28 protein-coding genes are annotated in these 26,150 nt (G+C 47.7%); 18 read left to right on the top strand and 10 right to left on the bottom strand.

What is annotated here, in order from left to right; all coding sequences use genetic code 11:
* The first annotated feature begins 22 nt into the window (after window positions 1–22).
* Complete coding sequence (locus tag HF569_RS07205; protein WP_168901895.1) at window positions 23–169, top strand: hypothetical protein; 147 nt, start codon at window positions 23–25, stop codon at window positions 167–169.
* Window positions 170–843: 674 nt separating this feature from the next.
* Here the strand turns inward: HF569_RS07205 and HF569_RS07200 are convergent.
* The 3 genes from HF569_RS07200 to HF569_RS07190 all read right to left on the bottom strand — a co-directional run bounded on the left by HF569_RS07200 (window position 844) and on the right by HF569_RS07190 (window position 3,558).
* Window positions 844–1,242, bottom strand: a complete 399-nt coding sequence (locus HF569_RS07200; protein WP_168901894.1) for a zinc-ribbon domain-containing protein — start codon at window positions 1,240–1,242, stop codon at window positions 844–846.
* A 523-nt stretch (window positions 1,243–1,765) separates the two neighbouring features.
* Window positions 1,766–2,158, bottom strand: coding sequence for a transporter (locus tag HF569_RS07195; RefSeq protein ID WP_168901893.1), 393 nt, complete (start codon window positions 2,156–2,158; stop codon window positions 1,766–1,768).
* Between the two features lie 119 nt (window positions 2,159–2,277).
* Window positions 2,278–3,558 (bottom strand): DUF805 domain-containing protein, encoded by a 1,281-nt coding sequence (locus HF569_RS07190; protein ID WP_168901892.1) that lies wholly within the window; start codon window positions 3,556–3,558, stop codon window positions 2,278–2,280.
* Window positions 3,559–3,908: 350 nt separating this feature from the next.
* On the opposite strand from HF569_RS07190, the gene HF569_RS07185 reads away from it, so the two are divergent.
* Window positions 3,909–4,151, top strand: a complete 243-nt coding sequence (locus tag HF569_RS07185) for a hypothetical protein (RefSeq protein ID WP_168901891.1) — start codon at window positions 3,909–3,911, stop codon at window positions 4,149–4,151.
* 43 nt (window positions 4,152–4,194) lie between these two features.
* On the opposite strand, the gene HF569_RS07180 is transcribed toward HF569_RS07185, so the two are convergent.
* From HF569_RS07180 to mscL, 5 genes are all read right to left on the bottom strand, one after another.
* Window positions 4,195–4,407, bottom strand: coding sequence for a hypothetical protein (locus tag HF569_RS07180; RefSeq protein WP_168901890.1), 213 nt, complete (start codon window positions 4,405–4,407; stop codon window positions 4,195–4,197).
* Between the two features lie 23 nt (window positions 4,408–4,430).
* Window positions 4,431–4,793: a hypothetical protein gene (locus tag HF569_RS07175; RefSeq protein WP_168849046.1), complete on the bottom strand. Its 363-nt coding sequence runs from the start codon at window positions 4,791–4,793 to the stop codon at window positions 4,431–4,433.
* Between the two features lie 148 nt (window positions 4,794–4,941).
* Window positions 4,942–5,799 (bottom strand): DNA/RNA non-specific endonuclease, encoded by an 858-nt coding sequence (locus HF569_RS07170; RefSeq protein WP_168901889.1) that lies wholly within the window; start codon window positions 5,797–5,799, stop codon window positions 4,942–4,944.
* Complete coding sequence (locus HF569_RS07165; RefSeq protein WP_168901863.1) at window positions 5,799–6,374, bottom strand: sunset domain-containing protein; 576 nt, start codon at window positions 6,372–6,374, stop codon at window positions 5,799–5,801. The genes HF569_RS07170 and HF569_RS07165 overlap by 1 nt, the downstream gene beginning before the upstream one ends.
* A 262-nt stretch (window positions 6,375–6,636) precedes the next feature.
* Entirely contained in the window at window positions 6,637–7,014 is a 378-nt protein-coding gene (gene mscL / locus HF569_RS07160) for a large-conductance mechanosensitive channel protein MscL (protein ID WP_168901888.1), read from the bottom strand.
* A 481-nt stretch (window positions 7,015–7,495) separates the two neighbouring features.
* On the opposite strand from mscL, the gene HF569_RS07155 reads away from it, so the two are divergent.
* The 9 genes from HF569_RS07155 (at window position 7,496) to HF569_RS07115 (ending at window position 15,340) form a co-directional block, all read left to right on the top strand.
* Entirely contained in the window at window positions 7,496–7,813 is a 318-nt protein-coding gene (locus tag HF569_RS07155; RefSeq protein WP_211089669.1) for a hypothetical protein, read from the top strand.
* A 99-nt stretch (window positions 7,814–7,912) separates the two neighbouring features.
* Complete coding sequence (gene prmA / locus HF569_RS07150) at window positions 7,913–8,863, top strand: 50S ribosomal protein L11 methyltransferase (RefSeq protein ID WP_168901886.1); 951 nt, start codon at window positions 7,913–7,915, stop codon at window positions 8,861–8,863.
* A 3-nt stretch (window positions 8,864–8,866) separates the two neighbouring features.
* A complete protein-coding gene (locus HF569_RS07145; RefSeq protein ID WP_168901885.1) occupies window positions 8,867–9,619 on the top strand; it encodes a 16S rRNA (uracil(1498)-N(3))-methyltransferase in 753 nt (250 codons plus the stop codon).
* A gap of 67 nt (window positions 9,620–9,686) precedes the next feature.
* Window positions 9,687–10,022, top strand: coding sequence for a hypothetical protein (locus tag HF569_RS07140; RefSeq protein ID WP_168849054.1), 336 nt, complete (start codon window positions 9,687–9,689; stop codon window positions 10,020–10,022).
* A 28-nt stretch (window positions 10,023–10,050) separates the two neighbouring features.
* The gene (locus HF569_RS07135; protein WP_168901884.1) at window positions 10,051–12,282 is read left to right on the top strand and encodes a RelA/SpoT family protein; all 2,232 of its coding nucleotides are present in this window, start codon (window positions 10,051–10,053) and stop codon (window positions 12,280–12,282) included.
* 73 nt (window positions 12,283–12,355) lie between these two features.
* Complete coding sequence (gene dtd, locus HF569_RS07130; RefSeq protein WP_168901883.1) at window positions 12,356–12,802, top strand: D-aminoacyl-tRNA deacylase; 447 nt, start codon at window positions 12,356–12,358, stop codon at window positions 12,800–12,802.
* Between the two features lie 22 nt (window positions 12,803–12,824).
* Window positions 12,825–13,469: an HAD-IA family hydrolase gene (locus tag HF569_RS07125; RefSeq protein ID WP_168901882.1), complete on the top strand. Its 645-nt coding sequence runs from the start codon at window positions 12,825–12,827 to the stop codon at window positions 13,467–13,469.
* Between the two features lie 306 nt (window positions 13,470–13,775).
* Complete coding sequence (locus HF569_RS07120; protein ID WP_125547621.1) at window positions 13,776–14,450, top strand: helix-turn-helix domain-containing protein; 675 nt, start codon at window positions 13,776–13,778, stop codon at window positions 14,448–14,450.
* Entirely contained in the window at window positions 14,447–15,340 is an 894-nt protein-coding gene (locus HF569_RS07115) for an IS3 family transposase (protein WP_112234114.1), read from the top strand. The genes HF569_RS07120 and HF569_RS07115 overlap by 4 nt, the downstream gene beginning before the upstream one ends.
* Before the next feature lie 86 nt (window positions 15,341–15,426).
* Here HF569_RS07115 and HF569_RS07110 read toward each other — a convergent pair whose 3' ends face one another.
* Window positions 15,427–16,269, bottom strand: coding sequence for a fructosamine kinase family protein (locus HF569_RS07110; protein WP_168901881.1), 843 nt, complete (start codon window positions 16,267–16,269; stop codon window positions 15,427–15,429).
* 27 nt (window positions 16,270–16,296) lie between these two features.
* Window positions 16,297–17,148: an N-acetylmuramoyl-L-alanine amidase gene (locus HF569_RS07105; protein WP_168901880.1), complete on the bottom strand. Its 852-nt coding sequence runs from the start codon at window positions 17,146–17,148 to the stop codon at window positions 16,297–16,299.
* A 402-nt stretch (window positions 17,149–17,550) separates the two neighbouring features.
* Between HF569_RS07105 and hisS the strand changes: the two genes are divergently transcribed.
* The 7 genes from hisS to HF569_RS07070 all read left to right on the top strand — a co-directional run bounded on the left by hisS (window position 17,551) and on the right by HF569_RS07070 (window position 26,150).
* Window positions 17,551–18,846 (top strand): histidine--tRNA ligase, encoded by a 1,296-nt coding sequence (gene hisS / locus HF569_RS07100; protein WP_168849060.1) that lies wholly within the window; start codon window positions 17,551–17,553, stop codon window positions 18,844–18,846.
* 24 nt (window positions 18,847–18,870) lie between these two features.
* Window positions 18,871–20,661, top strand: coding sequence for an aspartate--tRNA ligase (gene aspS / locus HF569_RS07095; protein WP_168901920.1), 1,791 nt, complete (start codon window positions 18,871–18,873; stop codon window positions 20,659–20,661).
* Window positions 20,662–20,820: 159 nt separating this feature from the next.
* Window positions 20,821–21,351: a peptide-methionine (S)-S-oxide reductase MsrA gene (msrA, locus tag HF569_RS07090; RefSeq protein WP_168901879.1), complete on the top strand. Its 531-nt coding sequence runs from the start codon at window positions 20,821–20,823 to the stop codon at window positions 21,349–21,351.
* 113 nt (window positions 21,352–21,464) lie between these two features.
* Window positions 21,465–22,340, top strand: a complete 876-nt coding sequence (locus HF569_RS07085; protein WP_168849851.1) for a YitT family protein — start codon at window positions 21,465–21,467, stop codon at window positions 22,338–22,340.
* A 614-nt stretch (window positions 22,341–22,954) separates the two neighbouring features.
* Window positions 22,955–24,064, top strand: a complete 1,110-nt coding sequence (locus HF569_RS07080) for a CDP-glycerol glycerophosphotransferase family protein (RefSeq protein WP_168901878.1) — start codon at window positions 22,955–22,957, stop codon at window positions 24,062–24,064.
* A 36-nt stretch (window positions 24,065–24,100) separates the two neighbouring features.
* Window positions 24,101–24,910, top strand: a complete 810-nt coding sequence (locus HF569_RS07075; RefSeq protein WP_168849853.1) for an ABC transporter permease — start codon at window positions 24,101–24,103, stop codon at window positions 24,908–24,910.
* Window positions 24,911–24,929: 19 nt separating this feature from the next.
* Entirely contained in the window at window positions 24,930–26,150 is a 1,221-nt protein-coding gene (locus HF569_RS07070; RefSeq protein WP_168901877.1) for a CDP-glycerol glycerophosphotransferase family protein, read from the top strand.

Here is a 26,150-nt window from a genome sequence, read left to right as displayed (position 1 = left end):
CTTTAGATAGGGAGGTGAGCTTATGACACGTGAACAAAAGATCGAAATGGTGGCTGGAACATCGCGCCACACGGTTAGTTTCATCGAAGCACTCGTTGCGGGCAATGATTGGCTATTGGAACAGTTAGCTGACGATGCCTTTACCCGAATTACTATCGGTGAGGCTTAGTCCACAGCGTTTATCGGAACCTCAGCTTCATTATGAAACAGGGCGACATGTGATTCATGATCCAAAACAGAAGGGGGCTACAAGATGGATTCAACGAAGACTTCAAGGAATATCAGGTGTGAGCTTGATTCAGCAATCAGACGTTAATGAGAGATTGTTATCGATTTACGTCACAAGGCTAAGCACTTCATGAGGGATGTTCCCTATGAAAAGTGGAATCGTGATCAGAAGAAGACGGCCGAAGATTACACCGATTCGATGGTGAGATTTGCAAGTATGATATTGCTATTTATTGGACAGCTTGAGGAGGTGTCCCATCAAGATACACTTCAGACCATTCGTAATAGCAACAAACGCGATAAGTTAGGGGGTAAGTCCAAATAATGACTATCCCAAAGGTTTTCGGCAACACGTTAGAAGAACGCTACTTAACATGGGAAAAGCTGATAAATTTCCTGAACAGTACACGATTGCGTGGTACTAAATCTAATTTGAGCAAATAAACGAAAGTTAAGTTCGATTATTCGAATGAGACCTTTTTCTATGACAAGCTGTAGAAAGAATAGTGCGCCATATCAGGGGATGATTCCTGGTATGGCACACTATTCTTGTGCTAAATAATTGTTATTCTAGAGCAACTTTCATTAGAACATTAAGCAGTTTATGTTTATATTCTATAGAGCGCTGAAAAATCCTTGACCGAATCCAGTCAAACCAAGATAAAGCGCAATGCAGGCAAAGACGATGAGCGTGACACCAGCACCGGTATGTTTTCTGGTAACGGTCAAGCTACCCAACACGATACCAGCAATGGCAACAATTGGAATAAATAGGCCGATAACGGTGGTGATCCAGCCCCAGGTTACGAATGCGCCAACCGAGCGTTTCTGGGCTTGCGGTTGAACTGGAGCCTGGCTCTGTGGCTGAGCCTGTTCAGTGGTAGTAGATGCGGTAGCTTGATTGTTCACTGTTCCCTGGGCTGCACCACAGTATGGACAGAAGGTAGCGTCCGCAAGGATTTTCTTACCACATTTTTGACAAAACTTTGTGTGACTGTCGTTTCCATTTTCCATAATCAATTCTCCCCATAAATATGTACTCAGCTTTTACCGTCATCGGGCGTGGACGAAAAATTTGGTTAAAAATCACACTAAAAATAATGATAGTAGCTATACCGGAAGGAATTACGCGTTACTTTATGATAGTTGTAGTAAGAAATAATTATCCCATATGGGTTAATATATTTGATAGGTTATTAGACTGGAGCAGTAGATAGACCGGCTAATGACGTGACACTAACGGGAATGTAATGGTTCACACTTTCTACGTCCCAGATACGTAGTCACTTTGTGTCAATCAGTTAGGGATACATAGGCCTCAGTATTTAGTATAAGTATGAGCGGCGTGGATTTCAATGCAAGCTGACAAATTGAAAAAATTATTGAAAAGAGTGATGAGACTGGAAATTGAAAAATATTGATTGAGATGTTTTCGGGAATAGAGCGGGTTGGCCATTCATCACGTCGTTTTCCAGCAAAATAAAATGGTATCCTTACAATTTGCATCGTGAGGATACCATTTATGCTAATCCTAATATTAGTTCGTTCGTGACTGTGAATCATCGTTTTGTGGAGCGTAATTCTTACTTGGGTGTTGTAACATGATGAAGACTGCTGCAACGATAAGCACAACCATTGCTGGGAAAGCTAATGCCGCAGTAAAGCCAAAGAGGGCACTTCCGATGATGCCTAATACTGAACCCACCAGTGAGATGTTGTGTTTGCGAGATTGAACTAGCGCAATAATATTTAGGACGACGCCAATCCAAGCCATTGCGTAGAAGAACGTTGCTGCTGAATCGGTTGAGCTACCACCATTGCTGGCGTCACTGAATGCTGCACCGAAGATGACAAACCAAGAGAGCGCGAATAAAACGCAATTGACGATATCCAAGATGCCGGTCCAGGTGTTAATTTTTAATCGAGTCATTTCAAACTCCTCCTCAAATATGTACTCAGCTTTTTACGTCATCGGGTAGTGGACGATTATCAATGTTTCCCCGCGGAATCGAACCGCGGAGAGTCACCAGACGAAAACTAAGGATGCAGTTACTGGTTCAATTGCACCGTCACATCAAAGTCTTTATAAGCATCATCATCGTCATAGTCGTCGGTATCGTAATCCGCTGACCATTTGAGACGGATGCTGGACAGATCGCTAACATCTTTTAGCTTGGGTAGTAGGAAATAGATATTACCATCGGATTGAGTGCCGGAGTCCAATTCACCGTCAAAATCATCACTGTCAGACAGATCGGCATCGACCTGTTGACCGTCGTTAGTACTCAAGGTCGCTTGCGTTGGGTAGGCGTTGATGTCTCGACCAGCATCAATGTTCATGTGAACTTTAACGATACCGTTAAATGAGGACTCATTATGGCCGCTACCTTGAGTATACTCACCATCCGTTTTGTAAACCGTCACTTTGTTGATGGCAAACGTTGATTCCGACCACGTTTCTGAGAAAGTCGTGGTGTAATTCTGCTTGTCAGCAATGTCAATGGAGTCATCGCCCAGATCAATGGTGTCTGTATCTGAGCTCTCATCAGCAGTGTCGTCATCGGTATCATCGTCGTCCGTCGTATCTGTATCTTCGGCCTGTGCATTGCTGTCATCTTTAGTCTGAGTGGTAGTGTCGTTCGTTCCATACTGAGCTAAAGTATTAGGATCCATAAACGGTGCTGAGAAATTAAAGAGGGCGGTTGTTGCCACCGCAACCAGCGCAAGGATGGCCCAAGTCCACCATTGTTTGATCCAGGACTTAGGTTGGCTGACTTTGTCGAAACGTTGACCAGCCGGGTTGGCTTTCTGGGCTAACAGAACAATGACGATAATAGGACCAACGAGCGGGATCAATAGCAGCCAGAGAAAATGGCCAGAACGATTCGTATCATGTAGCCGGCGGATTTCTGCGGTAAATAACCCAACCGTAGTCATGGCGTATGGGATTGACAGCAGGAACAAGAGGAAAACCCAGACAAAGTCACCGCTGAAAGCCAGTTGCTTCAGTAATGGTGAGAGTAAGAACTCGAGGACGAGTCCAATCAGAAAAATGTCCAGGTACAGCCACCAGAAGCCAGCACGACTAGTTCGTTTGCCAATCGTGAACATGTCAACTAGTCCTTGCTGAAAGGCAGTTAACATATTAACCTTTTGTGGTCGTTCAGGTTGTGGCTGTTGCTCAGGGGTGACCGTAGTTGAGGCCGGGGTGGTAGGATCATCTGCCTGAACGCCAGCTTGATTCGCACCGCAGTAAGGGCAGAACTGAACATTGGCGGGAATCTCCTTTCCACAATGAATACAGTACATGTTTTGAGGCTTGTCAGTCATATAAAATCCTCCAGATATGTAGTCAGCTTTTTGACGTCTTCAGAATTTGGACGAGTAGCATCATATGTATGTAAAACGGCAAAACAAGGGCTAATGTCAGTCAAAAACACGACAATAATAAGAATACTACGATGGTTTAATAATTAAAAGGGGAAGTTGCATAAATAACCAGAATATTGTGAGCATTATCCACTAGTCGGGGCATTTGTTTTGACAGTGAATGAATAGTTATCAGAAAGCAGAAGGATTTGTTCCTAAACTAACGTATCCTGACCAATCAAATGTGGACATGATTAACGCTAATAATGGTATTCTACGGGTAACGACAGCGCACGAAAGGGGTGTTTTTGATGGCAAAGGGATTGGCATTTACGTTTCACGGGGGAGCAACCGCCTTTATTGATCGCCTAGCTGTGGTTATTGATGACTTAGATGACGCCGATATTCGCTTACTCGATCAGATTACCCAATGGTCTTGGACCAATGACTGTGTGATTCCTACGGGCGGTATTCAACTGTCAGTGACGGAAGTTGAACAACGTTTGACTAAGTACAACCGGTTGGGGCTCTTAGACTTTGGTCAACGGGTATAAAAAATGACAATGCCGAGTGGGCATTGTCATTTTATGTTTAATCTTATTTAGGTAGAGAAGATGATTGGGGATGAATCTCCAATACTGGGTGGTGCTTTGTCCCGGTGACTTCAACGTGCAAGGTGTCATCTTGCGCCAATTTTTCCTGTAAGTCAGTGACTTCATCTTCGGTAAAGCCTTCCACGTCGTACATTAGCGTTCGCTTGGCGGGGAGCTGAGCAACTTTAGCTAAGATCGTGTTAATTAATCTGTCCATTTCTGAGACTCTCCTTTTCAACCCTATTCTCGTTCGGCATCCTCGGCCAATTCGAGCCAGATGGTAAGCTGTGACGGGATGTAGTCGGGCCAAGCCTCCATCTTCTTAGCGCAGCGGGCGAGCAAGTGGCTCTGCCCATCTTGCGCCAAGTCTGCGAAAATGGTGAGGGCTTGTGAATTATCTTCTAAATCCGTCATTAGGGTTGGCAAGTTGTGTTTCCATTCTTCAATCAGATCCTGATAGATGACGATGCGCCGAGCTTGCAGAATTGTGTAGTCAACGCCTTCGATGTGTAATTGCTTAACAAACCGGTCGTACTCATTGAAAACAGCAGTTTGCGCGCGTTGCCAATCAGTTTTGGTAAATTCCAACTTCTCATTTCTCATATGCTCATCCTCTTAACGATTCCTAAATTTTAGGTAACGATTGTCGGCGATCAACCGTTTTCTTTACGATATCGTATCTCTCAAATAGTATAGCATTTTATCTGCGAAAGGTAAGCAAACTTGCGAATAAAGTCCGGTAGAATTGGTGTTAACTTGCGTGACTGTACCCGGTGCTGTAATCAATGGTATAGCCGGGTTCAACATTAAAAATGTAGACATTGAAACGCACCGCGTTAGAGCCAATTGATTGGGCGCGCATCTGAACGCCCCGAGCCACCAATTCATTGCCCTTAAAAATAGGGGTGACGGCGTACCGGACGTAGTGGGATTTGCTGGCTTTTAGATATGTAGCGACATCCATTTCGTGATGGAGCATGTTGGGACTATTTAGCGTACGTGTCCCAGTCATGAGATTCTTCGTATTGTTATTCTGACCGGTGAATTGGTAACCAATGAGGTGGCTACGGTTGTACAGCCAACCGTGGTGGGTCCGCTTGTTATGCCAGCCTGTCGGATCAACCGTGAGGGGTTCCCGCTGAGCAGTGGGCATGAGCGATTGGTTCAGTAGAGCAGAGGCGCCAGTGACCCGATTTAACTGGTCGAGGTCATCGTAGGTTGCCCAAGCACCACGTTTAGTCGACAACTGTGCCTGGCTGAATCCCGGCTTGTTTTGATTAACGGTGATTTCTGGTTGCCCGCTATAAGTTAGATTGGCTAAATTGACAGTCGATGCCGCGGTGGAAGATGAGGGCTGCGCCGCCGATGATTTTTTTTGAGCAGCTTTAAAGCTGGTCTGTTGGCGATTCAACTTAGCCTGACGGCGGTCTAGCCGGACTTTTTCGGACGCGTTTTTCTTCTCTAATCGACTAGCTTGTTTCTGCGGTGTGTGATCGTAGACGATTGACGTCTTTTCTGATTGGGCAGCGGACTTTTGGTGACCGCAGCCACTTAGACCAATGCCTAAGATTGCTAGTAAACTAATCGTCAGTGTTAGTAGTTTTTTCATCAGCGGAGCGCCTTTCTATAACCCGCGGCTTTCGCCTGGGCTTCAGTCTGAAAATACACGGCATTGCTGCTATTCATATGGTAGCCAGCTTGACCGGGAACGTGATAAATCTTGGAGTTACGATTTCCAATGATTTGTTGGGCTTTATCGGTATCCAGGTTGCCTTGCTTGTGACTGGCACGGCTGGTTCGAGTCGCAGAAGACGCTTGCCGGGAAGTAGCTTTGGCGGCTGATTTAGCTGCCGCTTGTGAGCTGGCCGCGGCCGTACTGGCACTGTCAGCCCTAGATTCGCTGGCGGAGGTTGATTCGTCGATCTGACTCGTCACTGCGGCGAATGCTTTATCCTGTCTGCTAGAAGATGCTGCCAATTGGCGAGACTCACTCTGTGCTTTCGCCAACCGTTGCGTGCCGACTTTGACCGTTTTGGTCTTACTAGCAGGTTGCTGGCTGCCGAGTGCACCAATTCCACCGAAAACAAAGAGGAGGGCACTCAACCCAACCAACCATTTGCGGTGATGGGTATAGGCCCAGTAGCCACCGCCGGCACAGGCTAGTAGCCAAATAAATAATATCATAAAATAGTCGCTCCTTTATCTATTTGAACGTAGGAGATTGCTGCTTTAGCTATCACTAGTCAGCGTGATCCCTGTGTTCTTTAATTTTATGGAGCTGGTGGGGGGATTTCAAGAATAAATATAGGATTTGGTTAAAATTGACGCAGCTTTCGCCGAAATTACGAGTACTCTCGTCAACCAATTATGGCAAGTGAATGCCTTGATGGCGAAAAAAAGAGACCAGAAGAATTTTCCTCCGGTCCCAATCAGGTTGGCAAGCTCGTTACTTGTCGTCTTTCTTTAGAATCTCTACGATTTCCTGTAAGTATTTCTCTTCAGCGGTGGGTTTCGGCTCGGTCTTTTCTTCGACGGGCTTGGGAACAAGCTTGTTGAGTAGCTTGATGAGCAGGAAGACCACGAACGCGATGATTAGAAAGTTGATGACAGAATTAATAAAGGCGCCATACCGGAAATGAGCACTGCCAACGGTTAGCACCAGATCGGAAAAGTCAATGCTGCCGATAAAAATTCCCAGTAGCGGGTTGATCAGATTTTCCACCAATGAATTAACGATGGCGGTAAAAGCAGCCCCAACAATGACCCCAACGGCCAAGTCCATCACATTGCCACGGGCGATAAATGCCTTAAATTCCTTAATCACGATAAATTCCTCCCTCACGGCACTTAGCCGTTTCGTTTATGTTTCTATTCTTAATGATTTATTTCTAAAATGCAACCAAAACGCAGGCTGGACGGCTTTTTATTGGAAACGGATTCAGTCATTGTGTTACCCATAGCGTCGCTTTACGGTTGTAAGTGCTGGAGAGAATGGACAGTTAGCACCGTTTAACCGGCTAAATTTCAACGACTCAAAAGCAAAATGCCCATTTCATTGGTTTTAAGAGCATTTATCCTTTTAAATTGCGGCTAAATCCAGTATAATGAAAGTGTTTACAAAGTCGTGATGACAAGTTGGAAGTCAAGGATCACAAAAGTTGTGGGCCATAGACTTTTTACTTGCAATCGGGTGTAAAATCAACTATTATCAATTATTGATACATTTTAATGGGGGTTAGACAACCGAAGTGGCCTTAAAATGTTTGAGAACCGAGTAGATTGTCATTGTATAGGAGGTGATTACCATGCTGAGTCGAACCAAGGAGTTTTTACGGCAGCACAACTATCGTTATGAAAAGTCGTACATTCGGCCGTTGATGGCGCCAGAGAGCGTCTACGTCTTTAAATTCGGGAAAGATTCGCTCAATAACCGGGTAATCATTCGTTATGGGCATACGTGGACCGGGCGTCAGCGAATTAACGAGATTGATTTGCGCCTGCATAAACAGAAGCATCCCCGCGTATTCCAAAATGAGGCGGACATGTTGGATTATCTCGAAACACGTCTTGCCCAGCGAAAGCAAAAAAACGCTGACCACCCGTCCAAAACCGAGAAGGTCTAGGCGGCCGTCTTCGTCAATTTCTTAAATGTTTAGCGGTGAGCTGGTGACAAGATTGTTGTCTCCAGCTCTTTTTTACATAATCAAAGGAGGAAACGAGTTATGGAATGGACCGAAGTGAGCATCTTAACCACGAATGAAGCCGTTGAAGCGGTCAGCAACATTTTACAAGAAGCAGGTGCGAGTGGCGTCAAGATCGACGACGCTGCAGACTATGCGAATTTAAAGGCGGGTAAGTTCGGTGAAATTGTGGACTTGGACACGATCCCTCACCGGACGAGCGGTGCGCTGATCACCGCCTATTACCCGGAAACCGTCTTTGTTCCCGAAATCTTGCCAACGATCAAGCAGCGCGTTGCTGAGCTCAGTCGGTTTGGCCTCGATCCAACACCGGGGACGGTGACGACTAAAGCGGTCGACGATAAGAACTGGGCAACTGCTTGGCAGAAGTATTACCATCCAGTACGGGTGACGCGTTACTTGACCGTGACGCCGAGCTGGGAGAACTATCAACCGGTCCAACCGGGTGAAAACGTCATTCGCTTAGATCCCGGAATGGCTTTTGGTACGGGGACGCATCCTACCACGCGATTGTCCATGACCGCACTGGAAATGGTCGTCCGTGGCGGCGAATCCATGTACGACGTCGGTACTGGTTCAGGCGTGTTGAGCATTGCGGCTAAATACATGGGAGTCAAGGACATCACGGCTTTCGATCTAGACGACGTGGCGGTTCGTTCCGCCAAGACTAATTTGGATCTCAATCCGGTGGCTGAAGACGTGATCGCCAAGCCCAACGATTTGCTCAAGGGAATTCATCACCCCGTTAACCTCGTGGTTGCCAATATTTTGGCCGAGATTATTCTGCCACTGGTTCCTCAGGCTTGGGAGAATCTGACGGCGGGAGGCTACTTCCTCACGTCAGGCATCATTGCGGACAAATTGGATGAAGTCGTTGCTGCGCAAGAAAAGCAAGGCTTCATCATTGATAACATTCTACAGATGAAGGATTGGCGCGGTGTCATTGCGCACAAACCGACGGAGGATGAGTAAGCCATGCAACGCTATTTTCTAGATGAGGCCCATCAAAGTGGAGACCAGGTGGAACTTTCAGCGACAATCTATCATCATTGGGTGACGGTCTTACGGGCTGAAGTGGGGGCGACCGCGGAGTTTGTTGATCAACAGGCACACCTCTTTCACGGTACCTTGGAGCGGCTAACGGCTGAGCAAGCAACCGTCACGTTAGCTGCTGTGCCGACGCCGAAGGTTGAATTGCCAGTGCACGTCACGATTGCCTGCGGACTGCCTAAGCAAGAAAAGGCAGAATGGATCACGCAAAAGGCCACTGAGTTGGGGGTTGATCGCATTATCTTCTTCAGTGGTGATTGGTCCGTGGCTAAATGGCAAGGAAATAAAGTGGATAAGAAGCTGAAACGCCTAACCAAAATTGCTGACGGGGCAGCTGAACAATCACACCGATTACGGCGGCCGGTTGTCCAGTACGCGCCCAACTTAGCAGCAGTCCTTAAAGAGCCGGTTGACGTGCGTCTAATGGCTTATGAGGAATCGGCCAAGCAAGGCGAACAGAGTGCCTTAAATCAACAATTACAGGCTTTGACGGCAGGCCAGAGTCTCCTGACCATCTTCGGTCCAGAAGGCGGCATTAGTCCGGATGAAGTGGCATTGGCGCAGACACAAGCGACGACGTTAGTGGGATTGGGTCCCCGGATTTTACGGACCGAAACGGCCCCGTTATACCTGCTGTCAGCCATTTCAATGGTGCTGGAGCTCCAGCAACCGAGATGATTTGATGAAATCTCCGTGAAAACATGCTAAAATAGTTCCAATTATATGAGAGTTAGGTGAACATTGAATGGCATTTTTGGAAAGAATGGGTTGGCGATATTGGGGACTAGGTCTGGTGATGGGGCTGATCGTTCCGGCAGTGCTTGCCTGGATCAGCATCGGGCCGGTCTGGCGCTTCGGTCTTTTCCTAGTTTTAATTAATGGCGGGATAGCGGTGGCTACCGGCCGGATGATTTATCAACGGACACAACCGGGATGGTGGCTGGTCATTTGGCCACTGTGCTATCTCGTAGGTGCCTACCTGTTTTTGCCCCAGTATACGTGGTACTTTGCTGTGGTTTATCTGTGTCTGGCCTATCTGGGGTATGGTCTCACACAAACCAAAAAGATAAGCGAATCATAATCTATATTTAAGGGTGGTGGCGTCCAATATGACCAAAGAACGTGTCTGGACGGCTGAAGAGGTAATTGCCAGAGTCGGTAAATATATGAATGCGCAACACGTTGAAATGGTGATCAAAGCCTGCCATTTTGCAACGGTTGCCCACAAGGACCAGCATCGTCAGTCTGGCGAACCCTACATCATGCATCCCATCCAAGTGGCGGGAATTCTGGCGGATCTAAACATGGATCCAGAAACGGTGTCTGCTGGATTTCTACATGATATTGTGGAAGATACTGGCGTTTCTCTAAGTGACGTGCGCGAGCTCTTTGGCGACGATGTGGCGTTGATCGTAGATGGCGTCACCAAGCTGGGGAAGATTAAGTATAAGTCTAATCGAGAACAGTTGGCGGAAAATCACCGGAAGTTGCTGCTCGCCATGTCTAAGGACATCCGGGTCATGATTGTGAAGCTGGCCGATCGGTTGCACAATATGCGGACGTTACAGCATTTGCGGCCGGATAAACAGCGGCGGATTGCCAATGAAACGCTGGAAATCTATGCGCCATTAGCTGATCGCTTAGGGATTAGCACCATTAAATGGGAGCTAGAAGATATCTCGCTGCGTTACTTGAATCCTCAACAGTACTACCGAATTGTTCACCTCATGAACTCACGACGCGATCAACGGGAACAGTACATTGCGGGTGCCATTAAAGTCATTCAGGCATCCATCAAGGATTTGAAGCTTGATCCGGAAATTTACGGACGGCCGAAGCACATTTATTCTGTTTACCGGAAGATGAAGGATCAGCATAAGCAATTTAGCCAAATTTACGATTTGCTGGCCATTCGAGTGATCGTCGATACGATTAAGGATTGCTATGCCGTACTGGGGGCAATTCACTCACAATGGAAGCCGATGCCCGGGCGGTTCAAGGACTACATCGCGATGCCTAAGGCAAATATGTACCAGTCCCTGCACACCACGGTTATCGGGCCTGAGGGGCGTCCCCTAGAAGTCCAGATTCGGACCAAGGAAATGCACGCGGTCGCTGAATATGGGGTGGCAGCGCACTGGGCTTACAAAGAAGGGGTCAAGGATAAGGTTCAAGAGACCAATACCGGCGATAAGCTCAACATCTTCAAGCACATTATCGAGTTGCAAGAAGATACCGACGATGCTTCCGACTTTATGGATAGCGTCAAGGGTGAGCTTTTCGGCGATCACGTCTATGCATTCACGCCCAAGGGGGATGTCCTAGAGTTGCCTAAGGGAGCTGGCCCGTTGGATATGGCCTACGCCATTCATACTGAGGTTGGTCACCACACGACCGGGGCGACCATTAATGGCAAGATCGTACCGTTGAACTATGAGATTAAGAACGGAGATATTGTTGATATTCGGACCTCGTCCAGTTCAGCTGGTCCGAGTCGTGATTGGTTGAAATTAGTCTCTACCCGGCGTGCGCGTAATAAAATTAAGCAGTTCTTCCGGCAAACGGATCGCGAACAAAATATTGTGGCGGGACAAGACACCGTGGAGCGCTCAATTCGTGAGCTCGGGTATGACCCTAAGGCGTTGATGAATAAGGAAAACCTGGAACGCGTGACAGCGAAGATGCATTATCAACACGCGGATGACCTTCTGGCAGCCATTGGGTTTGGTGATATCCAGCCGCGTGGTGTTGCTAACCGTCTGACTGAAGGCGTGCGGAAGGCAGAAGAAGATGAGCGTCAGCGGCAAGAGGAACGCGAACTTCTCGAAGAACATCAAACGATCAAGAACGATAATGACGGTGACAAGCGCGATCGGAAGGGTAAAGAATCTGATGGCGTGGTCATCGAAGGCGTTGACAACCTGTTGATTCGGTTGAGCCACTGTTGTTCACCGGTCCCTGGCGACGATATCGTTGGTTATATCACCAAGGGTCGTGGTGTGTCCGTTCATCGTCGAGATTGTCCTAACGTTAAGCATGCCGAGGAGAACGGTGAGCGGATTGTTGCCGTTCGTTGGGGGAACATGGCCGGTGACAAGACCAATTACAATGCGGATATTGAGGTGCAAGGCTACAATCGTAATGGGATGCTAAACGATGTTTTGCGGACCATCAACAACAATACGAAGTTTTTGACCTCGATTAATGGCAAGGTTGATCATAACCGGATGGCGATTATTTCGGTGAGCCTGGGGACGCGCAATCAAGTGGAGTTGCAACGGATTATTGATAGCATTAAAAATATTCCGGATGTTTACGTTGTCAAGCGTGCGTTTCATTAACAACCACAGGGGCAGTCATCATAGCTGCCCTTTTTGTGTGACAAAAGTGATAAAAAGAAAGGGATGACCGTTCGTGCGGGTATTATTACAGAAAGTTAGCGAAGCATCTGTCACCATTGACGGGCAAGTTCACGGCGCAATCAAGCAGGGATTCTGCTTACTGGTGGGGGCCCAAGACAGTGATACTAGTGAAGAAGTGGATTACCTGGTCCATAAGATTAGTAAATTACGCGTGTTTGAAGATGATGCAGGAAAAATGAATTTGAGTCTAGCAGATGTCCAGGGAAGTATCCTATCCGTCTCACAGTTCACATTATATGCAAGTACCAAAAAGGGCAACCGCCCGAGTTTTACGGCTGCGGGGGAACCGACCCACGCTAAGCAATTGTACGAAGAATTCAATACCAAATTGGCGGCCGCGGGTATTTCCGTGGCAACGGGGATTTTTGGGGCAGACATGCAGGTGGCCTTAGTCAACGATGGGCCAGTGACAATCTGGTTTGATACAGATCATAAATAAGTGAGTGATTAGGAGGGTAACCATGCGTTATCAGCAACTCTTTTGGGACTTTGACGGAACCTTGGTCAATACTTATCCGGGGATGGTTAAGGCGTTCGGCGAGGCACTCGTCGCTTGCGGCGTCAATGACTTTGAAATTGACAGTGAAGATATTTACCGGACCATGCGACAACACAGCTTAGGACGAGCCTACCAACGCTATACAGCTGAGTATCAAATTGATCGGGATCGATTGTCTAAAATATATAACCAGTTAGCAGCGCCACTATTAGAGAAAACAGTCGCTTTTGCTGGTGCGGCGGAGCTCCTGTCAGCCGTAACGGCAGCGGGGGGACGTAACTTTTTATTAACCCATCGGGATCATCGGGCCCTGGAGCGCTTGCAGGCACTGCAATTGGACAACTTCTTCGCTGGCTACGTGACGAAGGATGATGATTTTCCGCGCAAGCCTGATCCGACTAGCTTGTTGTCACTGTGTCAGCGTTATAACGTTGATAAGTCGACGGCGATCATGATTGGCGATCGAAACCTAGATGTCGCGGCAGGTCATCGTGCCGGGATGGCGGGAGCGTTGTTTGATCCCGAGCATTTGATTGTCGATGAAAGCCAACCGGAAATTCGGGTGACTCAGTTAGCGGATTTGCAAGACTGGTTGTGGGAGGATTAGCGTCTTAACGCCTGATGCTGTGGTGTTTGTATGACACAAGTAATAGTGGCCGATTTCTTTGCTTTTGAGCCGTTTAGTAGTAGGATATGACAGAAAAACTAAAGTTTAAAATGAAATAGATTGTGTCATGAAATACCGATATTGTGTGTAGCAATAACCTGAAATAGCCCTTTATGTATAACACAACTAAATGCATGACGTCAAAAAAGGAGTAAGTCTGACAATAATCATCAGATGCGATAATCCCTTTATGGTTGTCAGATGAAATACTATAATTCATCTGACTAATCATAGGGGGATTTTTGTATGCCTAGAGCTAGACACACGCTTCAGGAAAAGTTGGCGCTGTTAGCTAAATTCAAGCAATCAGGTTTATCAATTGGGACTTTTACCAGACAACATGGTATCCATCGAGAAACGCTCATGCGTTGGCAGTCGCGCCTTGAACGTGATGGGTTGGCAGGGCTCACGGAAGCGCACACAAATAATCATTATTCCAACGAATTGAAACTTAAAGCTGTTCAGGCTTTTTTGGCCGGTGAAGGGTCACTGCTGGATTTAGCCACAAAATTTGGTTTACGTTCATCAACACAACTCGACAACTGGGTTTCCAGGTATAATAGGGATAAAACCTTGACGGCCAGACCGTCTAGAAAGCGGGTCCCTACCATGAGTCGGCAAACAACTTTTGAAGAACGCATCAGGATCGTTGAATATGTGACTAAAGCTAAACACTCGTATACCGAAGCCGCGGATCACTTTCAAGTCTCCTACCAACAGGTCCGTACTTGGGTGATCAAGACTAAAAGTGGCGGCTATGAAGCGCTCGTAGATAACCGTGGGCATCGAAAAGCCAATCATGAATTAACCGAACTAGATAAGGCTAATCTCCAGATCCGAGAACTAAAAGCACAACTGGCAGATAAGGAACTCTACGAGGCCTTCATAAAAAAATTTCAGGAACTTCAGCGCAGGGGGTGAACAAACCACATCGGCTGGCTTACCACGCTATCAAGGTAGTCAGCCAAGGTAATCATGGTGCCGTAACGAAACTTTTAACCGTTATCGGCGTCAGCCGACAAGCTTATCATAAAGGGCTTAGACGACAGGAAACAACATGGGAAAAGCACAATAAACAACTCAAAACACGCACCCAATATTGGTTTGATTTTCACCACCAAGGTATCGGTGCTGGAAATCTTCTGACTAACTTACAAGCGGATAAACTAATTGATTTTCCGGTAACTTTGAAGCAAGTTCGCCGGGTCATGCGTGAACTTGATATTCGCTGTCAAGTACGGCCAAAGAAGCATAAACGGGCCAAACAAGCTGAACAATATTTACTCGACAATGTTTTAAAGCAAAACTTTCAAGTGACAGCGCCCAATAAAGTTTGGTTATCTGATTCAACTGAACTAACTTATGGGCTTAGTGGTGAGTACAAAGTCCGCTTAAGTGGTGTCTTGGATTTATATGGTCGCCGACTCTTGGCATACAATCTCAGCGCCACAGAAACGAGTGCCGCTGAGATCCAGGTTTTTCAGCGTGCCTTTACTGCAGTTGGTAAGGTCCCATCACTTATTCACACCGATCGTGGTTCGGCGTATACCTCAAGAGCGTTCAATCATTTCATCAATCAATTTGAGATCACCCGCAGTATGTCGCGTCCAGGAACACCATATGATAACGCCCCGATGGAGCGCTGGTGGAATGAATTTAAACTTCGCTGGATGGCGCGTCATCCGCGAGCAAAGACCTATCAAGAGTTAATAACGCTCGTTGAATCAGGAATCGAATATTTTAATCATGACAATCGCTCAGCACAAAGAAATGGCCTCACCCCGGATGAATACTGGAATGAAGCCATCTAAGTGACCAAAAACTTTATATTATTTCATTTGTCAACTTGACAGGGCCTAGTGCAAGACTTACTCCTTTTTTCGTAGATGATGTAGGTTTACCCGCGGGCTAATGTTTGGTCCACCGCTTCGCCATAGGTTTCGCCAAAGAGGTTGAGGTGCGCCAGTAGATAATAGAGTTGATAGTGGGGCAACCGGTTGGTGTACCCTTGCTCTAACGGATAAGCATCTTGATAGCCACGATAGAAGTCGGCGGAGAAACCACCGAAAATGGTGGTCATAGCCAGATCAAATTCACGATCGCCGTACAGGACATCTGGATCAATTAGGGTTGGCGTCCCATCCTGAGTGAACAAGTAGTTGCCAGCCCAGAGATCACCGTGAAGCAAGGACGGCTGAATCTGACGGCCCTGATTTTCCGTCACGATTGCTTGGCGGACCCGCGTATAGTCGGTTTGCCGATGAGTATTCCAAAGGCCGTGCTGTTGCGCCCGTTCGACTAGCGGATCGAGTCGTTGCTGGAGATAGAAAGTCGTCCAGTCGGTCTGCCAAGTATTATTCTTGGGAAGCTTAGCAACGAGATTACTTTGATCAAAGCCAAATTGTTTGGCGGTCACGTGATGAACCCGGGCAACGGCTTGTCCCAATTCGTATTGACTGCCGTGACCAATTTCTAAGAATTCGAGCACCAGATAGGCGTCGTGTTCAATCTCGCCAGTAGCAATAACATTAGGGACGTTAACGGCTTGTCCTAATGCGCGTAAGCCGGCGACCTCATGGGTGTAAAAACTAGCGGGTTGGCCGGGTTGCACGAGGAGAAAATACGGGCCCTCTGCGGTTTCCAAGCGAAACGCTTCGTTGATGTCGCCACCCGAAACGGGTTGGACGGCGGTAATTGCTGGTAACGGCAATTGGTTTAACCATGCCGATGTGAGTTGCATATCAAGATCTTCTTTCTGTAGAACTAATTACGATTGGGTACTAAAGTAAGTGCTTAATCCTTTAACCACTCTAGCGGCAACTTGCTTTTGGTACTGGGAACTACTGATGTATTTGAAGTCCCGTTTAGTATTAATATAACCCATTTCTAACAGTAATGCTGGTCGACTGTTATCCCGGATAACCTCGAAGTTGCCATACTTGATGCCACGATTGGTGAGCGGCAAGTCGTTGGTTTCAGCGTTGATCGCCTCGGCCAGCTTGTAAGACGTTTCCCGGTGGTAATAATAAGTCGTGGTCCCCGAGGCGAGGTTATTAGTGGGAGAAGAGTCAAAGTGAAAACTGATGAATGCGCTAGCTTGATTGGTGTTGGCTAGGGCCGGTCGATCGGCTAAGCTTACCGTCTTGTCGCGGTCGCGGGTCATGATCACGTGAGCGCCACGGGCTCGTAATTGCTTAGCAACTTGATTGGCTAGGGCCAGCGTATAGGTCTTTTCATCGTGATTCTGGTCGATAGATAGGGCACCGGAATCACTGCCACCGTGGCCTGGGTCAAGGACAATAGTGGCTTCAGACAGATTGGTCACTTTTTTCAGATGCCCCGGATGATCAACCAACCAGCTTGCGACCCAGCCAAAATGATTCTGACTGTCGCGGACGTGGTACCAGTTATCCTTTTCGCTGAGAATGGTTAAGCGACTATTCTGTTTAACTTTGTGCGTTACCTTGTAGGTTAAACCAGGACCGTCACGTAGATTGAGATTGCTAACGGTGGCGATCACGGAATTGTTGCGGGTGAAACTAAAGAGTAGCCCCCCGGCAACCAAGAGGATCACTAGCGCGGTCACTATTCCCGGCCAGTTACGTGGTTTAAAATGCATGCTGAGTTCTCCTTCGTCAAATTAGGTTCAATTATACCACGAATGGTTTTCAGTACCTTTAAATTTCGTCAGTGCTGCCTTGACTTTTCATAGCAGTTTCAGTAAGCTTAGGAAGAATAAAATAGATTGCCAATGAGAGAGAATAGTATGGGAAAGCCCGTTTTAAGAGAGACCGTGTTGCTGGGAGCGGTTAACGGTGTGACCCTGAAGACACTTTTGAGGCTAATGGCGCTTGGCGTCATTCGTTTGCAACGTTATCCTGCAGAGAACTTTAAAAAGGTGGTACCGTGCATACCTGCGCCCTTGTCAATTGACAGGGGCGTTTTTTATGCTCTGCGGCACTTTTCAGGTTAGACGACCTGAGTTTGTCGTTCATTGCAGGCGTAGAAAGGGAGAATGCTCATGCGTTATCAACGACCAAAGGGAACGGCGGATATTTTACCAGGCGATTCACAGACTTGGCAATTTGTCGAAGCCACCGCGCGCCAGTTGTTTGCTAATTATCGCTTTGAAGAAATTCGGACGCCAATGTTTGAAAACTTCGAAGTCTTCTCACGAACTTCCGGAGATACCTCCGATATCGTGACGAAGGAAATGTACGACTTCAAGGATAAGGGGGATCGTCACTTATCCCTGCGCCCTGAAGGGACGGCCGGGGTTGTTCGGGCCTTTGTTGAAAATAAGCTTTATGGTCCAGAGACGACCAAACCTTACAAGGTCTATTACATGGGGCCAATGTTCCGGTATGAACGTCCCCAATCCGGCCGGCAACGGCAATTCCACCAAATCGGGGTGGAAGCTTTTGGGAGTGACGCACCAGAATTAGATGTTGAAGTCATTGCCTTAGGGATGAACTTGCTGAGTAAGCTCGGCTTAAAACACTTACGGCTAGCCTTGAACACCTTGGGTGACAAGGAAAGCCGGGATGCTTACCGGCAAGCACTGATTGATTTCTTGGAGCCGCACTTTGACGAATTGAGTGATGACTCTAAGGTGCGATTGCACAAGAATCCACTGCGGGTACTGGATAGCAAGGATAAGCATGATCAAGAGATCGTGGCTGATGCACCTTCAATTCTGGACTTCCTGACACCAGCTGCGACAGCTCACTTCGATAAGGTTAAGGCGAGCTTAGACGCTTTAGGCATTGCTTATGACGTTGATTCAACCATGGTGCGGGGATTGGATTACTACAACCACACTATCTTTGAAATTATGGCGGACTCGCCAGCCTTGGGTGAAGGGTACACTACTGTCCTAGCCGGTGGCCGGTACAACGGCCTGGTCGAAGAACTGGGTGGCCCAGAAATGCCAGGAGTTGGCTTTGGCCTGGGGGTTGAACGCTTGATCTTGCTGATGCAAGCAGAAAAAGTGGCCATTCCTAATGACCATCCCTTGGACGTTTACGTCGTGGGGATTGGCGATGATACGTCAGTAGAAACACTCAAGTTGGTTCAAGCCATTCGTCAGGCTGGCTTGACCGCTGATCGTGATTACTTGGCTCGAAAGCCCAAAGCCCAATTTAAGACGGCTAACCGGTTGGCAGCGAAGTACACATTAACTATTGGTGACCAAGAGTTGGCTAATCAAACGGCTAACTTAAAATCCATGGAAACTGGTGAAGAAGTCAGCGTACCATTGGCTGACGTTTACCAAGATTTCCAAAACGTTGTGAACACTAAGTTCGCAGCAAAATAAGAGGGGATAAGCATGGAAAAGAATTTGAAACGGACCACATATGCCGGCTTAGTCGATGAACAATACCTCGACCAGACCGTTGTCTTAAAAGGTTGGGTGCAAAAGCGCCGGGACCTCGGTAGTTTGATCTTTATCGATCTGCGTGACCGTGAAGGCATCGTTCAATTGGTCTTCAGTGAAGAATATGGTGAAGATGCCTTGGCCGTTGCCGATCAATTGCGGAGTGAATACGTCATTGAGGTTCAAGGAAAGGTTGTCGCTCGGGCACCTAAAGAAGTGAACCCTGATATGCGGACGGGTAAAGTTGAAGTCCGAGTAACTGGGATCAACTTGCTGAACAAGTCTAAGGAATTACCATTCGAAATCAAGGACGGCGTTAACGCTTCCGATGATTTACGGCTGCAATACCGTTACTTAGACTTACGCCGGCCAGAAATGCAGAAGTCACTGCTGTTGCGTAACCGGATCGTCCAATCCGTTCACAGTTACTTTGACAAGAATGGCTTTATTGATATTGAAACGCCAGATTTGACTAAGTCAACACCAGAAGGGGCCCGGGACTACCTGGTGCCATCACGGATCTACCCTGGTCACTTCTACGCGCTGCCACAATCTCCACAATTGTTTAAGCAATTGTTGATGGGATCAGGCTTTGACCGGTACTACCAAATCGCCCGTTGTTTCCGTGACGAAGACTTGCGTGGGGACCGTCAACCTGAATTTACCCAGATTGACTTGGAAACGTCCTTCTTAACGGCTGAAGAAATCCAAGATTTGACCGAAGGCTTAATTGCTAAGGTCATGAAGGATACCTTAAATGTTGACGTTAAGCTACCATTCGAACGGATGGACTGGGATGACTCCATGGCCCGCTTTGGGACCGACCAACCGGACGTTCGTTTCGGGATGGAATTGAAGGACTTATCTGATATCATGGCCAACACTGATTTCAAGGTATTCTCCGGTGCAGTGGCTAACGGCGGTCAGGTTAAGGCGATTGCCGTGCCTGGTGGTGCTGACAAGTACAGCCGTAAGGATATTGACAAGTACGGCCAATACATCGAACGCTTCGGTGCCAAGGGCTTGGCGTGGATGAAGGTCACCGATGATGGCTTCAGCGGTCCAATTGCGAAGTTCTTTAAGGAAGGCGACTGGTTCGCTCAAATTACCGAGAAGACCGGTGCTAAGAGTGGCGACCTATTGTTATTTGCTGCCGACTCTAAGCGGGTCGTTGCCCAAACGTTAGGTTACCTGCGGGTTGCGATTGCCAAGGAACAAGACATGATCGACGAAAACAAGTGGGCCTTCTTATGGATTGTGAACTGGCCACTGTTTGACTATGATGTCGACCTCGAACGCTGGGTACCAGCGCACCACCCATTCACGATGCCTGCTGAAGGGGATGCTCACTATCTGAACGACGGCGAAGACCCACACAAGGCTTACGCGCAAAGCTACGATATCATCTTAAACGGTTTGGAACTTGGTGGGGGATCTATCCGGATTCACACCCGCGAGTTACAAATGAAGATGTTGAAAGCGCTCGGCTTCACACCAGAACGGGCCGAAAAGCAATTTGGCTTCCTACTGAAAGCCTTAGATTACGGGTTCCCGCCTCATGGTGGTCTGGCTATCGGGTTGGATCGTTTCGCCCGGTTGCTGGCTAAACGCGACAACATTCGTGACGTGATTGCCTTCCCTAAGAACTCGAAGGCCACGGAACCAATGACCGAAGCACCATCGACGGTTGCGGACAAGCAATTGCTTGATTTGGACCTGTTGATTGCGAAAAAAGAAGAAACGGATCAGAACTAGTCTGATCTAAAGAAGAGGTCTGGGACAAGCGTCTCAGGCCTTTTCTGCATACTCACTGGATGGTAGCCCCAAGAGTACATATTAACTAAAAGTAAGTAACCCTTGACGTCGTCCTAGAAAAGCCGTTTAATGGAATCATTAGAAAATGGAGTGATTATAATGAGTAAAAAGATTGAGACAGCCACTTTTGCTGGCGGTTGTTTTTGGTGTATGGTCCGGCCATTTGATACATTTCCTGGCATCGTCAAGGTTCTGTCAGGTTACACGGGTGGCACAGTGACCAATCCCACCTACGAACAGGTTAAGAGCCAGACAACGGGGCATACGGAGGCTGTCAAAATTTGGTATGATCCCAGCGTTGTCTCGTATGATCAGTTAGTTACGTTATACTGGCAACAAACCGATCCAACGGATGCTAGCGGTCAGTTTCAGGATCGTGGGTCGAACTATCGACCGGTTATTTTCGTTAATAGTGCGGAACAAGCGGCTGTCGCTCAGGCCTCCAAGGCAGCGTTACAGGCGCGTGAACAGTTTGACAAGCCCATTGTGACGCAGATCCAACTGGTTCAGCCTTTCTTTGTTGCTGAAGACCGGCACCAACAGTTCTATCAGAAACATGCCGAACGTTTTGCCCAAGAGGAAGCGGGCGGTCGAGCGGCCTTCGTTGCGCAGCATTGGCAGAATCATTAGAAGTCGCTAAAAGATACGCGTTGCCGTGGTCGTAACCGGGGATAAATGCTATACTAAGCCGAGCATAGTATGAAGTACGGCAAAAGAAAGTAAGCGAGGTTGGTATTTAAATCATGGATGATGTGCAGCAGTTGTTAAAACGGCATACCTATACGGCAAAATTCTCCGTGGCATTCTTCTACGGCGTGTTAGTGTCGATTGCGGTGAACTTTTTCTGGACACCGGGGCATATTTATTCTTCTGGTGTGACGGGGTTAGCTCAGTTAGTCAATAGTTTGACGGCGGGACTAGGAACCTTTCACATTTCGACGGCCTTGGGTTTATTCTTGATTAACATTCCAATGTTTATCTTGGCCTGGAAACAAATTGGCAAGTCATTTACCGTTTTTACGTTTATCTGTGTTCTGTTCGCGTCAGTCATGATTCGGGTGATTCAACCCGTCCATTTGACCAGTGACCCTATCATTTGTGCCATCTTTGGTGGTGCGGTCAACGGTTTTGGGACCGGTTTTGCACTTAAAAATGGGATCTCAACGGGTGGTTTGGATATCATCGGAATTGTGTTACGGCGGAAGACGGGTCGCAGCATGGGAACCATTAATATCGCGTTTAATAGTCTGATTGTGTTGAGTGCCGGGTTTGTTTACGGCTGGCCATACGCGCTGTACTCTGCGTTAGGGTTGTTTGTCAATGCTAAGGTGATTGATATGACCTTTACCCGTCAACAGAGGATGCAGGTGATGGTGATTACGGATCGGCCTAAGACGGTGATTGACAGTATTCAGAATCATATGCGGCGTGGTATCACGATTGTCCACGGCGCAGAGGGGGCTTACCGCCACGATGAGAAGACCATCTTATTTACGGTGATTACCCGATATGAAATGGACGAATTAGAAGTTGCGATGGAGGAGTCCGATCCCCATGCTTTTGTGAGCATCTCAGATACGATCAAAGTGTTGGGACACTTCTATGAGCCAAAATGGTAAGAAATGCAGCGATGGGGTTGGCCTCGTCGCTGTATTTTATTGTGATAAATCATCGTTAGGCAACGTGATGGTTCTTTTTTCCTTACCGGTCGTCAAACTTTGAGCTGGAACGTTATGGGAAGGACGGCTAGAGCCAAAGGGCGGTCTCTAGCCTCGCTTTAAGCCGAAAGAACGCGTCTTAAAGTCGCCATTTACCAAGAAAATCACTTGGTAAATGCCACTGAGCTCAAATTTGACTCACTCACGGCTAACACAGTGTTCTTAGGCGACAGAGACAATGACTGTCATGGCTGGTTATCACTTAGGTTGAGCCGCCTAAGTATCATGCTTTCTAACTTTAGTTGCAGTGAGACACTCAGCGTTGAGGTATGCCAATTTAACGATGTGACTTCTTAATATTGGGCCAGGGTACTTCATCTTGATATAAACAATCGGAATTAATAAAACGCTTTCGTTTTCAGCATTGACCCGAAAATGTACCGGGTTTCTTAAAGCTTTATAAATTTCCCTAGGTTCTCTGCGGAGATGTGGTATAATTCTCGGTGTTATGGACAGCGAAAATAAGCGATATTGGTGATAGCGTGAAAGATATTTATTTATGGTTAATTCGACTAATGTCTCGCATGTTTGGTGGGCGTCGACAGCGACAGTTTATTTACCTGATGAGCTTTGGCGATAACTTAGCGTTCATTCAGGCGTTAGCTCAGGCATCACCGGGTGATCGACCGTTAGTCGTGTTTTACCGACCACAACAAGAAAGGGCGGCGCAGCGTTTGGCGCGGTCCGGGATTGATGTGCGACCGTTTCGGGATAATCTTCAATTTGTGTTTAAGGGAATTCCGCAGATTATGCGCGCCCGCGTACTCTTCTGTGATAATTATTATGCCTTTCTGGGCGGATTGTATCATCCCCAACATATGCGGATTGTTCAAGTGTGGCATGCGGCTGGGGCGATTAAACGCTTCGGCTGGGATGATCCGACAACTGCGAAACGTTCGGCCAGTGACCAGCGACGGTTTCAGGCGGTATATGAACACTTTGATGAATTCGTGGTTGGATCGGTTGCTATGGGCCGGGTGTTTGCGCGCAGTTATCGGGTACCGATGGCGCGTATGCAGGTCTTAGGCTATCCCCGTTCAGATCGTTATGCTGATCCCAAATGGCAGCGAGTGTCACGTGCGGCGGTAGCTGAGGCAGCGCCAGAACTCGTCGGTCATCGGGTGATCCTGTATGCGCCAACTTATCGTGAGGGCGTGACGTTTACGCCACCGGCTGGACTAGCTGCCGCACTGACTGCCGATCCCGATGCTAAGGTCGTTGTTAAGGTGCATCCAGCCTTGGCTGCCAGTGCGCGGAAGTTACAAGCGCGTTTGGGGCGACAAGTCGTGGTGGTTGAGAACCTTAGCACGACGGATTTGTTGAATGTAGCGGAAACGGTGGTTACAGACTATTCATCGGTAGCGTTTGATTACAGTCTGGTGCCGAATGCGCACAGCCTACTGTTCTTCCTGTTTGATTGGGAAGAATATCAGCGTGATCCGGGCGTTCAACCGGATTTAACAGACTGGTTGCCGGGACCGATTATTCAGTCGACCGATCAATTAGCAGCGGCCATTAAGGCTGATGCGCCAACTGATTTAACTCAGTTTAACCAACGGTGGAATACCGCCAATGATGGTGCGGCCACACAGCGGGTCGTTGACCGTTATGCTGCGTTGCTTTAGAGCACCAGCGATTACAATTTAAAGGAGTGCAGTGCCTTGAAAGAGGTCATGACCTTATTCAAAGAACAGGTCTCGAGTATTGGAATCATTTTTCGGATTTCACGCTACGAGGATCAAGCAAGTTATCAAAGTCATTACTTAGGTTTAATGTGGGAGTACTTATATCCCTTAATTCAAATTGGGATTTACTGGTTAGTCTTCGGTGTGGGGTTAAAACACGGTCAACCCATTAGCGGCGTCGGTTATCTGCCTTGGATGGTTATCGGGATCTCCCCATGGTTCTTTATGAACCGGGCAACCTTGGATGGGTCGAAGAGTATCTACCAACGGGTCAACATGGTTGCCAAGATGAAATTCCCGGTATCAGCGTTACCTACGATTAAGATTGTCAGCAACTTAAGCTCTTTTTGGACGATGATGGTCTTTACCATTTTTATTGGTCTGCTGAATGGGGTTTATCCTAAGGTGGCCTGGTTCCAATGGATCTACTACTTCTTTGCCATGATCTGTTTATTGGTGGCGCTGGGAATCTTTAACTCTTGTATCAGTGTGCTGGTACGGGACTACCACATCTTGTTACAGTCCGTGATGCGGATGTTATTCTACGTATCCGGTGTCCTGTTCAACTTTGTGACCCCGTCGTTCCCAACACCATTCATTCATTTACTGGAACTCAACCCGTACTACTACATTGTGGCGGGCTTCCGAGAATCCTTCTTGGGGACCGGCTGGTTCTGGGATAAGCCACTACTGACGCTGGAATTCTGGTTGTTTGTGTTCTTCTTACTACTCGTGGGATCACACTTACACTACAAGTTCCGCTCACGTTTTGTTGATTTAATTTAATTGAAAGGAGCAACTTCAGATGGCGAACGGTTTACGAAAAATCACGCAGTCATTGAAGCTAGTTGCTCGCTATGGGCTCATCGTATTGAACGATGGGCTTATTTGTTTACCTATTAAGAAGCGACTAGTGATGTTTGAAAGTTTTAATGGCAAGGATGTTAATGATAACCCGGCAGCGATTTACCGAGCGTTGGTGGCAGCTGATCCACGTTATCGTGAGACGGCTTACTTCAGTGTTAAGCCACGAGAATACGCGACCTTGAAAAGCCAATATCCGGAGATCCGATTAATTAAGCGATTTACGCCGAAGTGGGTGTGGTTAATGGCCCGCGCGCAGTATTGGGTGTTGAATTCGCGATTGCCAAACTGGTGGCGTGCCAATCGACGGACGCGGACTATTCAGACGTGGCACGGGACGCCCTTGAAAAAATTGGGAGCGGATATCCAACACGTCGCGATTCCCGGGACCAGCACGGCGGATTATCACCAGCAGTTTGTAACAGCGTCGGCGCGTTGGGACTACCTAATCGCGCCGAATCAATATTCTCGCGACATTTTCAAGCGGGCGTTTGGCTACCGAGGCCATTTCTTAACGATCGGCTATCCCAGGAATGACGTGCTCTACACGGATAACCAACCGGACCAGGTGGCTGCGCTCCGCCAGAAGTTCTTGGGGAAGGTGACGGGCCCCGTTGTAACCTATGCGCCGACTTGGCGGGATGATATGGCGGTACGACCTGGTGTGTATCGGTTCGACTTGCCCTTTGACTTGGGTGAGTTCTTCCAGCACGTTCCGGCGGGGACGCATTTGATTATCCGGCCGCACTACTTGGTCAAGGATGCCGTGGATATCCGCGGTTATGAAGACCGTGTCACGGTGCTCGCTGATACTGACATTGCGGCGCTGTATCTTATTACGGATTTGTTGATCACGGATTATTCCTCCGTGATGTTTGATTTTGCGAATTTGAAACGCCCTCAGTTGTTCTTTGCCTATGATCTGGCCCACTACCGCGACCAACTGCGCGGCTTCTATTTCGATTATCAAAAAGAAATTCCGGGGCCCCTGGTCACCACGGCGATGGCCTTTTATCAGCAGCTGGACGAATGGCAACGCCAGGGCAGTTTTCCAGCTTATCAGAAGCAACAGGCTGCGTTCTATCAGAAATTCTGTGCTTGGGAAGACGGAACGGCTAGTCAAAAAGTGGCTAAGCTTATAATCAGTGGAAAGGATGAGTGA

This window comes from Levilactobacillus tujiorum, from assembly GCF_012641185.1.
Lineage (GTDB): Bacteria > Bacillota > Bacilli > Lactobacillales > Lactobacillaceae > Levilactobacillus > Levilactobacillus tujiorum.
The sequence above is the reverse complement of the archived record's forward strand: the minus strand, read 5'-3'. Positions and strand labels throughout refer to the sequence as shown.

What these genes read in the sequence shown, in the direction of transcription:
- HF569_RS07205 (WP_168901895.1), top strand. Translation starts at nt 23, where the DNA reads ATGACACGTGAACAAAAGATCGAAATGGTGGCTGGAACATCGCGCCAC.
- HF569_RS07200 (WP_168901894.1), bottom strand. Translation starts at nt 1,242, where the DNA reads ATGGAAAATGGAAACGACAGTCACACAAAGTTTTGTCAAAAATGTGGT.
- HF569_RS07195 (WP_168901893.1), bottom strand. Translation starts at nt 2,158, where the DNA reads ATGACTCGATTAAAAATTAACACCTGGACCGGCATCTTGGATATCGTC.
- HF569_RS07190 (WP_168901892.1), bottom strand. Translation starts at nt 3,558, where the DNA reads ATGACTGACAAGCCTCAAAACATGTACTGTATTCATTGTGGAAAGGAG.
- HF569_RS07185 (WP_168901891.1), top strand. Translation starts at nt 3,909, where the DNA reads ATGGCAAAGGGATTGGCATTTACGTTTCACGGGGGAGCAACCGCCTTT.
- HF569_RS07180 (WP_168901890.1), bottom strand. Translation starts at nt 4,407, where the DNA reads ATGGACAGATTAATTAACACGATCTTAGCTAAAGTTGCTCAGCTCCCC.
- HF569_RS07175 (WP_168849046.1), bottom strand. Translation starts at nt 4,793, where the DNA reads ATGAGAAATGAGAAGTTGGAATTTACCAAAACTGATTGGCAACGCGCG.
- HF569_RS07170 (WP_168901889.1), bottom strand. Translation starts at nt 5,799, where the DNA reads ATGAAAAAACTACTAACACTGACGATTAGTTTACTAGCAATCTTAGGC.
- HF569_RS07165 (WP_168901863.1), bottom strand. Translation starts at nt 6,374, where the DNA reads ATGATATTATTTATTTGGCTACTAGCCTGTGCCGGCGGTGGCTACTGG.
- HF569_RS07155 (WP_211089669.1), top strand. Translation starts at nt 7,496, where the DNA reads ATGCTGAGTCGAACCAAGGAGTTTTTACGGCAGCACAACTATCGTTAT.
- prmA (WP_168901886.1), top strand. Translation starts at nt 7,913, where the DNA reads ATGGAATGGACCGAAGTGAGCATCTTAACCACGAATGAAGCCGTTGAA.
- HF569_RS07145 (WP_168901885.1), top strand. Translation starts at nt 8,867, where the DNA reads ATGCAACGCTATTTTCTAGATGAGGCCCATCAAAGTGGAGACCAGGTG.
- HF569_RS07140 (WP_168849054.1), top strand. Translation starts at nt 9,687, where the DNA reads ATGGCATTTTTGGAAAGAATGGGTTGGCGATATTGGGGACTAGGTCTG.
- HF569_RS07135 (WP_168901884.1), top strand. Translation starts at nt 10,051, where the DNA reads ATGACCAAAGAACGTGTCTGGACGGCTGAAGAGGTAATTGCCAGAGTC.
- HF569_RS07125 (WP_168901882.1), top strand. Translation starts at nt 12,825, where the DNA reads ATGCGTTATCAGCAACTCTTTTGGGACTTTGACGGAACCTTGGTCAAT.
- HF569_RS07120 (WP_125547621.1), top strand. Translation starts at nt 13,776, where the DNA reads ATGCCTAGAGCTAGACACACGCTTCAGGAAAAGTTGGCGCTGTTAGCT.
- HF569_RS07110 (WP_168901881.1), bottom strand. Translation starts at nt 16,269, where the DNA reads ATGCAACTCACATCGGCATGGTTAAACCAATTGCCGTTACCAGCAATT.
- HF569_RS07105 (WP_168901880.1), bottom strand. Translation starts at nt 17,148, where the DNA reads ATGCATTTTAAACCACGTAACTGGCCGGGAATAGTGACCGCGCTAGTG.
- hisS (WP_168849060.1), top strand. Translation starts at nt 17,551, where the DNA reads ATGCGTTATCAACGACCAAAGGGAACGGCGGATATTTTACCAGGCGAT.
- msrA (WP_168901879.1), top strand. Translation starts at nt 20,821, where the DNA reads ATGAGTAAAAAGATTGAGACAGCCACTTTTGCTGGCGGTTGTTTTTGG.
- HF569_RS07085 (WP_168849851.1), top strand. Translation starts at nt 21,465, where the DNA reads ATGGATGATGTGCAGCAGTTGTTAAAACGGCATACCTATACGGCAAAA.
- HF569_RS07080 (WP_168901878.1), top strand. Translation starts at nt 22,955, where the DNA reads ATGTCTCGCATGTTTGGTGGGCGTCGACAGCGACAGTTTATTTACCTG.
- HF569_RS07070 (WP_168901877.1), top strand. Translation starts at nt 24,930, where the DNA reads ATGGCGAACGGTTTACGAAAAATCACGCAGTCATTGAAGCTAGTTGCT.